Here is a 13130-nt window from a genome sequence, read left to right as displayed (position 1 = left end):
CCCGGTCGCGGTGGAACGCCGGCGGCGCGGGACGGGCGGCGCGCCGGCGGTCGCCGCCGAGCAGGGCGACCAGTTCGGCCAGGTCGGTGGGGTGGACGGTCACGCCCGCCGCGGCCAGGGCGTCGTGCAGGCCGATCTCGCGGGCGGCGGGCGCGGCGGCCGTCACCACCTCGCCGTGCCCGCTCGCCCGCACCAGGCCGGTGACCAGGCGGGCGGCCGCGGCGGCGTCGGCGGCCCAGTGCACGGCGCCGCCCGCCTCGGTGACCGACTTCTCCAGCCGCTCCAGGTAGGCGTCCAGGTTGAGCAGCGTCTCGTCGCGGATGGCGCGGCCGGCCTCGCGCAGCTGCTGCCAGTCGCCCAGCTCGCCCGCGGCCGCCTCGCGCCGCCGCCGCAGCGCCGCGGCGTCGGCCCGCAGGTCGCGGCGCAGCCCGGTGTCGGCCAGGGCGGTGCGCGCCGCCACGGCGAACCTGGGCATGGGCAGCGGCACCGGCCCCGCGGAGGAGTCCCTCCCCCCGGCGGAGGAGCCGCCGGTCACGGCCGCCCCGCCGCGGCCGGCGTCCCGGTGGCGGCCAGGATCTCCGCCAGGTGCATGACGCGCACCCCGCCGCGCAGTCGCGACAGGGCGCCGCCGATGTGGGCCAGGCAGCCGTTGTCGGCGGCGCACAGCACGTCGGCGCAGGTGCCGCGCACGTGCCGCACCTTGTCGGCCACCATCGCCACCGACACGTCGGCGTTCTTCAGCGCGAAGGTCCCGCCGAAGCCGCAGCACTCCTCGGCCGCGGGCAGGTCGACCAGCTCCAGGCCCCGCACGGCGCGCAGCAGCCGCAGCGGGCGGTCGCCCAGCCGCAGCGTCCGCAGGGAGTGGCAGGTCGGGTGGTAGGCGACGCGGTGGGGGAAGTAGGCGCCGACGTCGGTGACGCCCAGCACGTCCACCAGGAACTCCGACAGCTCGTGGACGGCCAGCCCGTCCGCGGCGCGCTCCAGCCCGGCGTCGCCGGCGGCGCGGGCGATGCGCGCGTAGGCGGCGCGCACGGTGGCGGCGCAGGACGCCGACGGGGTCACCACCGCGTCGTGGCCGCCGAACACCTCGGCGAAGCGGCGGGCCAGGTCGGCGGCCTCCCGCTGGTAGCCCGTGGTCCAGTGCATCTGGCCGCAGCAGGTCTGGCCGGGCGGGAAGACGACCTCGTGCCCGAGGCGTTCCAGCAGGACGGTCACGGCCCGGCCGGTGCCGGGGAACAGCGCGTCGTTGAAGCACGCGACGAACAGCGCGACGCGCATGTGCGGCCTCACCTCCCCCTGGCCCACACCCCCAGGGGCCATCGTAGGGGCCGCGGCGCTCCCGGTCCCGGTAAAGTCGCGGCTCGCCGGGTGGCCGGTGCGGGCCGGACGGCGGCATCTGGCTCTGTTGAGCGGGGCCCGGCACGGCCCGGCCCGTCCTCCGGTACCACTTCACAATCGTCCCTTCGGGCTATGGTCCGGTCGGGGCGAACCGTTCCACACTGGGTGACGTCGAACACATGCAAACCCACATCAGTTGTCGAGACCGGAGGCACGCAGATGTGCCCGCACCAGCCGCCTTGTCCCGCCGCCGACGGCCCTGACCGCGAGGCCGCCCGGACGATCGTCCATCACCCCGAGCAGGGGTGGAGCCTGCTGTGCAACGGCGTCGTCCTGTTCGAGGACACCGGCGAGCTGCTGCCCGACGGGGGTGTCATCGCACCGCACAGGCCGACGGACGCCCCGGCGCGCACCGCGCCGGCGCCGTCCGCCGTCTGACCGGTCGCCACGGGGGACCTCCCTCCCCACGGGGGACCACTACGGGGTGATCATCCTCGGGGCGGCGCCGCCGCACCGACGCCGACTCCACCCGGCCGCTTCCGGGCCCGCCCGTCCGGGACGCCGGGGGCCGGGGGCCGTGCTCAGCTCGCGCGGCCGCCCGGCACCGGGGCACGCGCCGTCCAGCGGCGCAGCCACGGCTCCACGGCCGCGCCCACGGCCGCCGGGTTCCTGTTCAGGTCGTGCCGTTCGCCCGGCAGGACGACGACCTCGGCCGCGTCCGCCGGGTCCGGCACGCCGAACGGGTCGCGGTCGCCGTTGACGACCAGCACCTCCACGCCGGCGGCGCGCAGCGCGCGGGCGCGCGACCTGTCCGGCCTGCCGGGCGGGGCCAGCGGGAACGCCAGCGCGACCACGCCGGCCGCGCCCGCCGCACGCGCGGTGCGGCAGGCCACCCGGGCGCCGTTGCTGCGCCCGCCCTGCACCAGCGGCACGTCCCCGAACCGGCCGCGCAGCGCCTCGACCACTTGCAGCCAGGCGGCGTCCTGGCGGACCGGCGAGCCGGGCGCGCGCCGCCCCGCCGCCCGGAACGGCTGCAGCACCCGCGCGACCGCCCCGCCCAGGCCGAGCGCGACCTCCCGGACGGCCAGCAGGTCGGCGGCGTCCACGCCGCCGTTCGAGCCGTGCGTCAGCACCAGCAGGAACGCCGGGTCGCCGGTTGCGTCGAGGGTGACCTCCGCCGGCCCCTGCGCCGTGTCGATCCGCATGCGCCCACGGTAGCGACCCGTCCGCCGGGGAAGGTCCACGGGTATGGCGAGAATGAGCGACAGCGAGTGGCGGGCGTTCGTCACCCACGGCACGCGCACCGGCAAGGTGGCGGTGACCCGCGCCGACGGCGCGCCCCATGTGACGCCTATCTGGTTCGTCCTGGACGGCGACGACCTGGTATTCACCACGGGCTCCGAGTCCCTGAAGGCCCGTGCCCTGCGCCGCGACCCGCGCGTGTCGGTGTGCGTGGACGACGACACGCCCCCGTTCTCCTTCGTGCTCATGCAGGGCGAGGCGACGCTGTCGGAGGACGTGCCCGAAGTGCGCCGGTGGGCCACCGCGATCGGCGGCCGCTACATGGGCGAGGACCGCGCCGAGGAGTTCGGCGCCCGCAACGGCGTCCCGGGCGAGTCGCTCGTCCGCGTCCGCCTCACCAAGGTCATCGCCGAACGCGACATAGCCGCCTGACCCGACCGGCGCGGGAGGCACCACCGCACGAGGCACGCCACCGATCGCGTTGCACGCCAGGGCGGACCGTCCGCTGACGTGCACCCCTCTTCAAGCGGCGGACCGTCATCTCATCCGGCGGCTGCCGCTCCCTCCCCCGCCCTCAGGTGCCGTGGCGGTGAGGGCGGGGGGCCAAGGGGTGCAACGCCCCCGCGCGGCAGGGGATCAAGCGGTGCCGACGCGTACGGCGGTGGTCGCCAAAGTGGTGTACTGCATCGTGAAGCGGCCCCCCAGAGCGTCGATGGCGCGGCCGACCGCGTCCAGGATCTCGGCCAGCTGATCAGGACGAAGGCGGGTGAGACCGCCGGTGGTGGGAAGCAGCTCCAGCCACTGGTCGCGCGTGTAGGACTGCTCCCAGTCGAACCGCCACTGCTCCGGTTCACCGAACCGCCCGGTCTCCCGGATCGTGTCGGCGATCTTCGCGTACCCCGCCTGGTACATCTCCAGCGGACGTCGCGCCGGCTGCCTGCTGAACGGCGAGTCGGGCGCCGCCCGGCGGAGGGCGTCCGCGAACGGCTCGGCGACCTCGGCAGGCGGCTCGAACACGTGCCCGAAGATCGCCAGGCGTCCGTCGGGACGCAGCACCCGGGCCGCCTTCGCGGCGCCCTCGACCGGATCCACCCAGTGCCACGACTGTGCGGCGACCACCGCGTCGAACGTCCGGCCCGCCGGCTCCCAGGCTTCGAAGGCGGCCACCTCGACCTGCAGGCCGCGGGACCGCGCGACGTCGGCCATCCGCGCGTCCGGCTCGACGCCGAGCACGGTGCAACCCGCGGCCTGGAACTGACGGGCCGCGATGCCCGTGCCGCAGCCGACGTCGAGCACGTCCGGCCCCGGGCTCCCGGCGACGATCCGCGCCACGAGGGCGTCGGGGTAGGCCGGTCGGGCCTGGTCGTAGCGCTGCGCGTCGATACCGAAGGACTCCGCCATCTGCCGGGCCCGGTGCAGTTGCACCGGCTCCGGCTGCTCCTGCGCTTGAATGGGCATGTGCCCACTCTAGTGGGCAAGCGCCCATTTGCAAGCGGACGCCGGGGTTCTGCGCGCGGTACGATCCGGTGGGTGCCGACCGGAGTACACCTTCGCGACGCGCGGCGGCAGCTGTTCGACGCCGCCGAACGCGTGCTGCTGCGGGATGGCCCGAACAGGCTGACCAGTCGCGCCGTCACCGACGAGGCGGGCTGCGCCAAAGGCGTCCTGCACCGGCACTTCACCGACTTCGACACCTTCCTCGCCGAGCTCGTGCTCGACCGGGCCGCACGGCTGGAGCGGCAGGCGCAGACGCTGCGCGAGGCCGCCGGCACCGGCACCGTGGCCGACAACCTCGCCGAGGCGCTGACCACCCTGTTCGGACCGGTGCCCGTGGCGATCATCCCGCTCATCACCTCCCGGGACGAGCTGCGCGCGCGGCTGCGGCAGGCCAGGCCCGGAGGCGGCATCGCGATCCTCGCCCAGATCACGACCGCGGTCTCCGCCTACCTGGCCGACGAGCGCGCGATGGGCCGCATCTCGGCCGACGCCGACATCGACTCGCTCACCCTCTCCCTGGTCGGAGGCGGGCATCTGCTGTTCGCGGACCGCGACGCCGACCCGCCGACCACGGCCGCCGTCAAGAAGCTGGTCACCACGGTGCTCGCCGACGTCGTATGACCGCCCCCGGGAAACGGGCCTCGGCGACACCGCCGTGACCGTCCGGTCGCCCTACGCGCAGCAGCACGCAGATGACGTCGAGCAGGCGGCGGGCCAGCGCGATCAACCTCTGGGTGTGAAGTTCCCTCTCGGCGCATTGGCGCCGGCGGAAGGGACAGGCCGCCCGTCCTCGACTTTGATGGGCGACAACGCAGCCCACGACGGTAGCGGTCGGGCAGGCTGCCCTTCAGCCGTCGAGAGTTGCGGGGGGACGAGGGGCAGGTCGGCGTCGCCGACCGCAGCGCGCAGGTCGCCTCCGGTGTCGGCCGGCAGTCGGGCACCCGGATTCGGCCCGTCCACCGACGTGACGTGAGCCGCGGAAGCATGCTGGCGAATCGGTCGGTGAGGTGTTCGCCGAGGTCTTGATCTCGACGGCCTTTCAGGCGTGGCGCGCCCTTTGGTCAGGCGCGAGCCGTCAGGGGATCATCGCCACACCGCCGAGCATGGTGAGCGGCAGTCGGGGCGAACCGCTGGGCACGGGCCAGTCGGTGACATGGACCAGCCCGGGCTCCAGCAATTCCAGGTTCCCGAACAGGCCGTGGATTCGGTCCCGGGGGCGCAGATGGAGAGGGCTGGGGGCGTTGTCGTAGACCGAGCGGATCCGGGCTATGAGCTCTGGGCTGACGTCCTCGGTAGAGGCGCAGCTGATCGCGACCCGGCTGCCGCCGGCCAGCTCCCCGGCGTAGGCCGCCACCAGGCCGGCCGGATCGTCCTCATCGGGCACGAAATGCAGGACCGCGATCGCCAGCAACGCCACGGGCTTGCTCAAGTCCAGCAGGCCGCGTGCCCCTTCGAGGACCTTGGCGACGTCGCGTATATCGGAGTGAACGTAGGTAACGCCCCCGTTCGGGCTGACCAGGGCGCGGGCGTGGGCGAGCACCATCGGATCGAAGTCGACGTACACCACGCGGGCGTCCGGAACGTGGCGCTGGGCGACCTGGTGGACGTTGTCCATGGTCGGCAGCCCGGAACCGAGATCGAGGAACTGGTCGATCCCCTGCCCGGCGAGGTGCTCGACGACCCGTGCCAGGAACCGGCGGTTCTCCACGGCGGAGTCGCGGGCGTGCGGCTCCAGCTCGAGGACCCGGCCGGCGGCCTTCCGGTCGGCCGCGTAGTTGTCCTTGCCGCCGAGCACGTAGTCGTACACCCGGGCCGGTGAGGGATTCTCGGTGTCGATCTCCATGGGGAGTCGTTGATCATGAGACATGGCGCGATCTTGGCATGGCCCGAAGAGCGCCTCCCGACGCTGACCGGAAGCGGACAATCAGTCAGCTTTACTGTCAGCGTACGCGCCCATGCCGTCCGCGAGGGGAGGTTCCACGGCAGCCCGTCGTGGCGGTGGTCCGGCCGGATATCCGGTGGCCGCCAGGAAGCGGACGCAGGCGCGTCACCCCCGCTGCATTGTCCTGGCACGCTGATATCTCTGCCGAAGTGCATCGAGCACGCCCATCGCGAACAGTACCGCTCCCCCACTCGGGCATCACGGGCGTGCATCACGCCGGCCTGGTCGCTGGGTACGGGGTCCACCCTAGGCCTGGTGGCGCATTTTTGATCGCTGGATCGGATGTATGGGGCGATGTGGACGAACAGCCTACGGCCTTTACAATGTAGATCACGACCGGCGGATGTCTGTACCGTGCCGGCAACGCCTGCCAGTCGCATTCCCGCCGACGCCAGGACTCGTGCTCGATATCAGCCGGTTCGCCGTGCACAGCACGGCGGAGTTTCAGCTGCCTGCGCCGCTTTGTTGCACGCCTGCACGACTCGCCTGATCGAGCGCAGACGTCCCGGCTGCTCCAGCGCACACCCCCGCCTTCCCCGAACCCGATGCACGCCAGCAGGGTCGCTGATCGGCCGGGCGCAATGGCCAGTTGGGATCGCGACACGGCGGACTTCGCTTGCTCGACTCATTAGATGCGACAGAAACGTCACGTGGACCACCAACCGGTTCCACAGGAGCCGTCGCCACCTCAAATGGGGCGTCTCCCTGTTCGCAACGAACTGTTTGCACGTGTGAAGACCGGGACCGCGCTTCCGCGGTCAGCGCTTCGTCTTCGGCCGCGCGTTTCCGGGCGGCCCGACCCGACGCCTACGCCCTCGAACCCGAGCCCGTCATCCCCGCCGCGCTCCGCGGGGCCGGACCCGCCGGCCTCGGCGACCCCGCGTACTGGTGCGAAGGGCTGGACCGCTTCCTCGCCTCCGCGCGGGAGGACGGGCGCCTCAACGCCGTCGGCGCCCGGACGGCCCGCGGCACCGCCGTCGCCGCCCTGCGCGCCCGCCTGGCGATGAACCGCCTCCGGCGCACGGGGCGGCCGCTCCGGCAGCCGCCCATCTTCATCACCGGGGGTTGGCGCACCGGGACGGCCTTCCTCCACCGCCTCCTGGCGGCCGACCTGCGGCTGCGCGCTCCGCTCCCCGCCGAACTGGCCGTCCCCTGGAAGTTCGCCGGTTCCTCCCGGCAGAAGCGCGAGGGACTCATCCAAAGCGGCTCAGGGGCCAACGACCTGCTGAACTCGCTGAACCCCGGCCTGGCCGCCGTCCACGACCACGGGCCGCGCCTGCCCGAGGAGTGCGTCGTCGGGATGAACTCCGCCTTCCGCAACTGGGGTCTGAGCGCCACGGTCCGCCTCGACGGCTACAGCCGCTGGCTCGCCGGTCAGGACCTCACCGGCACCTACCTGGACTACCGGCACGTCCTCGCCGCCTTCGACGCCGCCGACGGCCGGCGCTGGGTGCTCAAGTGGGCCGGGTACCACGACCTGGTGGAGCTGCGAGAGATCAGCGGACTCGGCCCATATCTCCGGCAAGCACCGTCCCGCCCCTGGTCCCGTGATGAGGTCGCCTATCGCGTGGCCACCATGCGCCAGCGAAACACTGAGGCGATCTGGAACTCCCCTCCCCGCCTTCCATGACGCCTCACCCAGTCCACCCCGCCCCGGTCGGCCCGGCACAAGATGGGCCACGCGTCTGGTCCGGCCCCACATCGTTGCGACGCCTTCGCCGCTGGTGGCGAGACTCCCTACGCGCGGGAGAGAGCCCCGATGATCGAGGCCGGGGCACAGGTCAGCTGCGCCGAATCGGTGACCGGGGCGGCGGCAGGTTCACGGTGACGGGGGGCACCAGTGGCGGCCAAAAGGGCGATCGAAGCGGTGGCGCCGGTGCACTCGTGCATCTGAACGGCGGCCCTATCCAGGGTGGCGGCGCCGATCGCGTCCGCCTCCCCTTCGGCATCCCCCAGCAGTCCGCGCCGTTCCTGTCCGACCGGTTCCAACGGAGCGAAGACCGGTTCGAGTTCTCAGACGTGCTGATCACCGACGTCCTGCGGGGGCCTCTCGCGGGTCTACGTCCCGGGTCACGCCAAGTCCCTGCCTTCAAAAGGCGTCCGGCGACGGGCCAGAAGCGCCAGGATCCGCTCTGCAGCCTCTTCGACGGCGGCGGCGACCGGGGGTGTCAGCTCGCAGCCCCAACCGAACTCGGCCCCTTCGACGGCGAGGACGCGCAGCGTCTCGGGCATCCGCTCCACCGCCCGGCCCAGCGCGACGGCTTCGCCCAGGCCCAGTGCGTGGCTGCTCGCGGCCCCGCCGGAGCGGGGCGCGGCGTCGGGGCCGATCTCGTGGAGGCGTCCTGGCCGGGACGGCTCGGCGCGTACGGCGTCGACGACGATCGCCAGGTCGGCGCCGGCCCACAGTTCGATGAGCCGCGCGGGTTCGCCGTCGGTCACCGCCGGCACCACCCCGTCCGGCATCCGCCCGCGCAGCGCCTCCACCACGGCGGGGCCCGCGCCGTCGTCGCGGCGGAACCGGTCACCGACTCCGATCACGATGGTCATCGCCGGTCCACGGTCAGGTCGAGGAAGTGCGTGGAGCAGGAGATGCACGGGTCGTAGTTGCGGATGGCCCGCTCGCACGCGCGGGTCAGCGCCGCGTCGTCCAGGTCGAGCCGGGCCGCCACGAACCGGCGCAGGTCGTCTTCGATGGCCGCCTGGTTCTGGGAGGTCGGTGGGACGATTCTGGCGGCGGTGATGCGGCCTTGGGCGTCGAGGCCGTAGCGGTGGTAGAGCAGCCCGCGCGGAGCCTCGGTCGCGCCGTGGCCGATGCCCGCCCTCGGAGCGGCGGGGACGTGGGGCCGTTCCGGCGGGCGGTAGGCGGAGATGAGGCGGAGCGCCTCTTCGACGGCGCAGACGATCTCGACGGCGCGGACCACGATGCTCTGGAACGGGTTGCGGCACTCGGCTCCGAGCCCGGCGTCGGCGGCGGCCTGGGCGGCGATCGGCGGGAGGCGGTCGCGGTTGAGCGAGAACCGGGCCAGGGGCCCGGTCATGTAGCGGGCGCCGTCCGCCAGGCGCGCGTGCAGGGCCGTGGAGTGCGGGACCTGCGTTTCCACGACGTGGTGTTCGAAGCCCGCGGCGGTGAAGGAGCGCCCGCCGGTCGTCCGCGGGGTGCCCGACTCCAGCGGATAGCCGCCGGCGGTGGTGAGGGCAAGGTATTCGTGGTCGTGTGTGAAGTCGGGGAAGTCCAGGCCGGCGGCCCATCGCACGGTGGCGAGGGCGTCGTCGAGCGCGTGCCGCAGCGTCTCGGCGAGCGGGCGGAGTTCGGTCGGGTGCGGGGTGCGGTAGAAGCCGCCCACGCGGACGTTCACCGGGTGGATGGCGCGCCCGCCGAGCGTCTCCATCAGCGCGTTCCCGGCCTTCTTGAGCCGCAGCCCGCGCTCGACGAGGGCGCGGTCGTCCCGAGCGAGGTCGATGGCGCTCGGATATCCCAGGAAGTCGGGGGCGTGCAGCAGGTAGACGTGCAGGGCGTGGCTTTCGATCCACTCGCCGCAGTACAGCAGGCGGCGCAGGTCGTTCAGGGGGCCGTCCACGGTGACCCCGCAGGCGTCCTCGACCGCCCGGCACGCGCTCATCTGGTAGGCGACGGGGCAGATGCCGCAGATGCGGGCGGTGATGTCGGGCGGTTCGGCGTAGGAGCGGCCGCGCAGCAGCGCCTCGAAGAAGCGCGGCGGTTCGTAGATGTCCAGCCGCACCTGCTGGACCTCGGAACCGCGGATGCGGACGTACATCGCGCCCTCGCCCTCCACCCGCGCCAGGGCGCCGACGCTCAGCATGCGCTCATTCCGGTGTGTCATGATCCGCTCCCCGGGTGTCCGGCCGTCGCAGTCCGCGCTCGTCTTCGCGGAACGCCGCGACGTTGAAGGTCGACAGGACCCGCTCGGTTTCGTCGGGCGTCATGTCCAGCCAGGGCAGCAGCCCCCGCGTGTTGGGGCGGGCGCCGCTCCAGTTCGGGGACGGGCCGAAGCAGCCGTAGCAGCCCCGCCCGTACGCCGGGCAGATGGCGCCGCAGCCCGCATGTGTGATCGGCCCCAGGCACGGTGTGCCGTGGGCGACCATGACGCACACGTTGCCGCGGCGCTTGCACTCGAAACACACCGGGTGCCGCGGAACGTTCGGCTTGCGTCCCATCAGGAACGCCGACAGCACCTCCAGCAGCTGGCGCCGGTCGATGGGGCAGCCCTGCAGCTCGAAGTCCACGCGGACGTGCGCGCTGATCGGCGTGGACGTCTCCAGGGTGGCCACGTACCGCGGGTCGGCGTACACCAGGGAGGCGAACTCCGCCACGTCGGCGAAGTTGCGCAGCGCCTGGACGCCTCCTGCGGTGGCGCAGGCCCCGATGGTGATCAGCGTGCCGCTGACCTCGCGGATGTGCCGGATCCGCTCGGCGTCGTCGGGTGTGGTGATCGAGCCTTCGACCAGCGACACGTCGTACGGGCCGGGCGCGGCCGCGTCGGACGCCTCCAGGAAATGCGCGATCCGCACTTCCCCGGCGAGGGTGAGCAGCTCGTCCTCGCAGTCCAGGAGGGTGAGCTGGCAGCCGTCGCAGGAGGCGAACTTCCACACCGCCAGCGTCGGTCTCTGTTCGCTCATGTCACAGCTCCTTGACGGCCATGAGGGGCTCGGCGCGCTCGTACGGGACGACCGGCCCGTCCCGGCACAGCAGCAGCGGCCCCAGCTGGCAGTGGCCGCACCAGCCGACGCCGCAGCGCATGTTGCGTTCCAGGGACAGCCGCACGCGGTCGGCAGGCACCCCGCGATCGACCAGGGCCCGCGCGGTGAGCCGCATCATGACCTCCGGACCGCACACGAACGCGGCCGCCCGGGCCGGTTCGGCGTCCACCAGGTCGATCAGCGAGGTGATCAGTCCGACGCGCCCGGTCCAGCCGGCCGCGGCGCGGTCCACGGTGACCTCCACGTGCACGCCGCGCCGCCGCCACCGTTCCAGTTCGGCCGGATACAGCAGGTCGGCCTGGGTCCGGGCGCCGACGAGCAGCACGATCCGGCGGTAGCGGCCGGGGGCGGCGAGCGCGTGCAGGACGACCGGCCGCAGCGGTGCCAGGCCGATGCCTCCGGCGGCGAGGATCAGGTCCGCCCCCTGGGCGTCCTCCAGCCCCCAGCCGATGCCGTACGGGCCGCGCAGCCCGAGTATCGTCCCCGGGTGCGCGTCGCACAGCGCGCGGGTGACCGCGCCGACCGCCCGGACGGTCTGCTCGATCCGCGGTTTCGCGCCGCCGCTGACGGAGACCGGCACCTCGCCCACGCCCCAGGCGTACATCATCGTGAACTGGCCGGGGCTCGGGTCGGCGATCCGGGCGGCCACGGGTTCCAGGGCGAGCGTGACGGTGTCCCGGGTCTCCCGGCGGCGTTCCACCACCCGGTACGGCACGGGTCTCAAGTGCGTCATCGGGTCTCCGCCACGTCCCCGTACAGGTCGAGCAGGCGCATCCGGGTGGCCTGCAGGCGCTCCACGACCACCTCGGCGAACCGCCGGGTCAGCTCCTGCGCCAGCCGCGGGTCGAGGGTCAGGATGAAGCGCACCAGCCGGGCGTCGAACTCCAGGGCCCGCACCGGCCGCGTCGCCACCGCCCCGAACCGCCACCGGTAGGGCGGGAACAGCCAGGACCAGCCGACGATCTCACCGGCGCCCAGCGTCTCGACGATCAGCGTGCCCCGGTCCGGCAGATGCAGGTCCAGGGCGACGGTCCCGTCCTGGACGATCCAGAACCGGTCCGCCGTGCCGCCCTCCTCGAACAGCCGCCGGGCGGCGGGGAAGGCGACCGGACGCGCCGCGGACGCGAGCCTGGCCAGGTCGGCGGCGTCCAGTTCGGCGAAGACCGCCAGGCCGGCCAGCTGCTCAACGCCCACCGTGGTCATGGCGCACCTCTTCCCCTACGGCGCGCTCGTCGTGCTCGGCCCGCAGCGCCGCCACCTCCTCGGTCAGGTCGATGCCGACCGGGCACCACACGATGCAGCGGCCGCAGCCCACGCAGCCGGACGAGCCGAACTGGTCGTGCCAGGTGCCGAGCTTGTGGGTCAGCCACTGCCGGTACCGGCTCTTGGGGGACGAGCGCACGTCGCCGCCGTGCAGGTGGGAGAAGCCGAGGTCGAAGCAGGAGTCCCACAGCTGCCACCGCTCGGCGTGCCCGCCGGTCAGGTCGGTGGTGTCCTCGACCGTCGTGCAGAAGCACGTCGGGCACACCATCGTGCAGTTGCCGCAGCTCAGGCACCGCGTGGCGACCTCGTCCCAGCGCGCGTAGTCCAGGCTGCCCGCCATGAGGTCGCGCAGGCCGAGGGCGGGCATCTCCCGTCCCATGTGCTCAGCGGCGGCGGCCACCTCCGCGCGGGCGCGTGCCCGGAGGTCCTCGTCCGCCTCCTCGGTGGGCACCTCGGCCAGGAGGGCCGATCCGGCCTCGCTGCCGACCTCGACGACGTAACGGGGGCCGCCGTCGTCGATCAGTTCGGTGAGCGCCAGGTCATAGCCGGGCCCTGCCCGCGGGCCCGTCCCCATCGAGGCGCAAAAGCACGTCTCGCCGGGCTCGGTGCAGTCGACGGCGACGATGAACACGTTCTCGCGCCGCGCCGCGTACGCGGAGTCGGTGTGGCGGCCGCCCATGAGGACCTTGTCCTGGATCTGGATGGCGCGCAGATCGCACGGGCGCACGCCGAGGAAGGCGTGACGAGGCGGTTCGGGCCGCTCCTCTACTACTTCGAACCCGTCGCCGGTGCGGTCGGCCTCCCACAGCTTCACCCGCGGCCGGTGCAGGAACGGCTTCCACGACTGGGGGCCTGCCGAATGGCCGAACGCCGCCTGATCGTCGCGGCGCCGGACCCGGTAGCCGCCGGGAGCGAGCGTGACACCCCAGCCGACCGGCAGGTCGTCGGCCGAGCGCAGCTCGTCGAGGACGATCGCCCCGTCGCGGACGGTCGGCCCGATCACCGTGTAGCCGGCCCGGCGCAGAGCGTCGTGCAGTGCGCCCAGGCCGGTCGTCATCAGTTTCGCCATCGCCGTTCATTTCTCGCGCATGTCCTCGTGGGCGGGCCGGACGATGGCGACCGAGCGTGC

The 13130-nt window shown here is 73.3% G+C and carries 14 protein-coding genes and 1 pseudogene; 4 read left to right on the top strand and 11 right to left on the bottom strand.

Annotated features, from left to right (window positions below; genetic code table 11):
• Positions 1-475: pseudogene (locus ABD879_RS22825) on the bottom strand (hypothetical protein); the annotation flags it as partial.
• 56 nt (positions 476-531) lie between these two features.
• Entirely contained in the window at positions 532-1278 is a 747-nt protein-coding gene (locus ABD879_RS22820) for a (Fe-S)-binding protein (protein ID WP_345023598.1), read from the bottom strand.
• 279 nt (positions 1279-1557) lie between these two features.
• Between ABD879_RS22820 and ABD879_RS22815 the strand changes: the two genes are divergently transcribed.
• Entirely contained in the window at positions 1558-1776 is a 219-nt protein-coding gene (locus ABD879_RS22815; protein WP_285493950.1) for a DUF5999 family protein, read from the top strand.
• 143 nt (positions 1777-1919) lie between these two features.
• Here ABD879_RS22815 and ABD879_RS22810 read toward each other — a convergent pair whose 3' ends face one another.
• Positions 1920-2543 carry an alpha/beta hydrolase family protein gene (locus ABD879_RS22810; protein ID WP_345023597.1) on the bottom strand — a complete coding sequence of 208 codons (624 nt, stop codon included), beginning with the start codon at positions 2541-2543 and terminating at the stop codon, positions 1920-1922.
• A 43-nt stretch (positions 2544-2586) separates the two neighbouring features.
• On the opposite strand from ABD879_RS22810, the gene ABD879_RS22805 reads away from it, so the two are divergent.
• Positions 2587-3012, top strand: a complete 426-nt coding sequence (locus ABD879_RS22805; RefSeq protein ID WP_345023596.1) for a PPOX class F420-dependent oxidoreductase — start codon at positions 2587-2589, stop codon at positions 3010-3012.
• Between the two features lie 204 nt (positions 3013-3216).
• On the opposite strand, the gene ABD879_RS22800 is transcribed toward ABD879_RS22805, so the two are convergent.
• The gene (locus ABD879_RS22800; RefSeq protein ID WP_345023594.1) at positions 3217-4038 is read right to left on the bottom strand and encodes a class I SAM-dependent methyltransferase; all 822 of its coding nucleotides are present in this window, start codon (positions 4036-4038) and stop codon (positions 3217-3219) included.
• A 72-nt stretch (positions 4039-4110) separates the two neighbouring features.
• On the opposite strand from ABD879_RS22800, the gene ABD879_RS22795 reads away from it, so the two are divergent.
• Positions 4111-4698: a TetR/AcrR family transcriptional regulator gene (locus ABD879_RS22795; protein ID WP_345023593.1), complete on the top strand. Its 588-nt coding sequence runs from the start codon at positions 4111-4113 to the stop codon at positions 4696-4698.
• Between the two features lie 454 nt (positions 4699-5152).
• Here the strand turns inward: ABD879_RS22795 and ABD879_RS22790 are convergent, their stop codons facing one another.
• Positions 5153-5920 (bottom strand): SAM-dependent methyltransferase, encoded by a 768-nt coding sequence (locus ABD879_RS22790; protein WP_345023592.1) that lies wholly within the window; start codon positions 5918-5920, stop codon positions 5153-5155.
• 1102 nt (positions 5921-7022) lie between these two features.
• Here ABD879_RS22790 and ABD879_RS22785 point away from each other — a divergent pair.
• Positions 7023-7649: a sulfotransferase gene (locus ABD879_RS22785; RefSeq protein WP_345023591.1), complete on the top strand. Its 627-nt coding sequence runs from the start codon at positions 7023-7025 to the stop codon at positions 7647-7649.
• A gap of 440 nt (positions 7650-8089) precedes the next feature.
• Here ABD879_RS22785 and ABD879_RS22780 read toward each other — a convergent pair whose 3' ends face one another.
• From ABD879_RS22780 to ABD879_RS22755, 6 genes are read right to left on the bottom strand one after another with little or no spacing between them, the layout of a single operon-like run.
• Positions 8090-8566, bottom strand: coding sequence for a hydrogenase maturation protease (locus ABD879_RS22780; RefSeq protein ID WP_345023590.1), 477 nt, complete (start codon positions 8564-8566; stop codon positions 8090-8092).
• Positions 8563-9861: a Ni/Fe hydrogenase subunit alpha gene (locus tag ABD879_RS22775; protein WP_345023589.1), complete on the bottom strand. Its 1299-nt coding sequence runs from the start codon at positions 9859-9861 to the stop codon at positions 8563-8565. The genes ABD879_RS22780 and ABD879_RS22775 overlap by 4 nt, the downstream gene beginning before the upstream one ends.
• Positions 9845-10657, bottom strand: coding sequence for an NADH-quinone oxidoreductase subunit B family protein (locus ABD879_RS22770; RefSeq protein WP_345023588.1), 813 nt, complete (start codon positions 10655-10657; stop codon positions 9845-9847). Before ABD879_RS22770 ends, ABD879_RS22775 begins: the two co-directional genes overlap by 17 nt.
• Position 10658: 1 nt before the next feature.
• Positions 10659-11471, bottom strand: coding sequence for an FAD/NAD(P)-binding protein (locus ABD879_RS22765; protein WP_345023587.1), 813 nt, complete (start codon positions 11469-11471; stop codon positions 10659-10661).
• On the bottom strand, positions 11468-11941 hold the full coding sequence (locus ABD879_RS22760; RefSeq protein WP_345023586.1) for a cyclic nucleotide-binding domain-containing protein: 474 nt from the start codon (positions 11939-11941) through the stop codon (positions 11468-11470). The genes ABD879_RS22765 and ABD879_RS22760 overlap by 4 nt, the downstream gene beginning before the upstream one ends.
• Positions 11922-13070, bottom strand: coding sequence for a 4Fe-4S dicluster domain-containing protein (locus ABD879_RS22755; RefSeq protein ID WP_345023585.1), 1149 nt, complete (start codon positions 13068-13070; stop codon positions 11922-11924). The genes ABD879_RS22760 and ABD879_RS22755 overlap by 20 nt, the downstream gene beginning before the upstream one ends.
• Positions 13071-13130 lie beyond the last annotated feature (60 nt).

The sequence above is a fragment of the Actinomadura keratinilytica genome, assembly GCF_039539665.1.
Lineage (GTDB): Bacteria > Actinomycetota > Actinomycetes > Streptosporangiales > Streptosporangiaceae > Spirillospora > Spirillospora keratinilytica.
The sequence above is the reverse complement of the archived record's forward strand: the minus strand, read 5'-3'. Positions and strand labels throughout refer to the sequence as shown.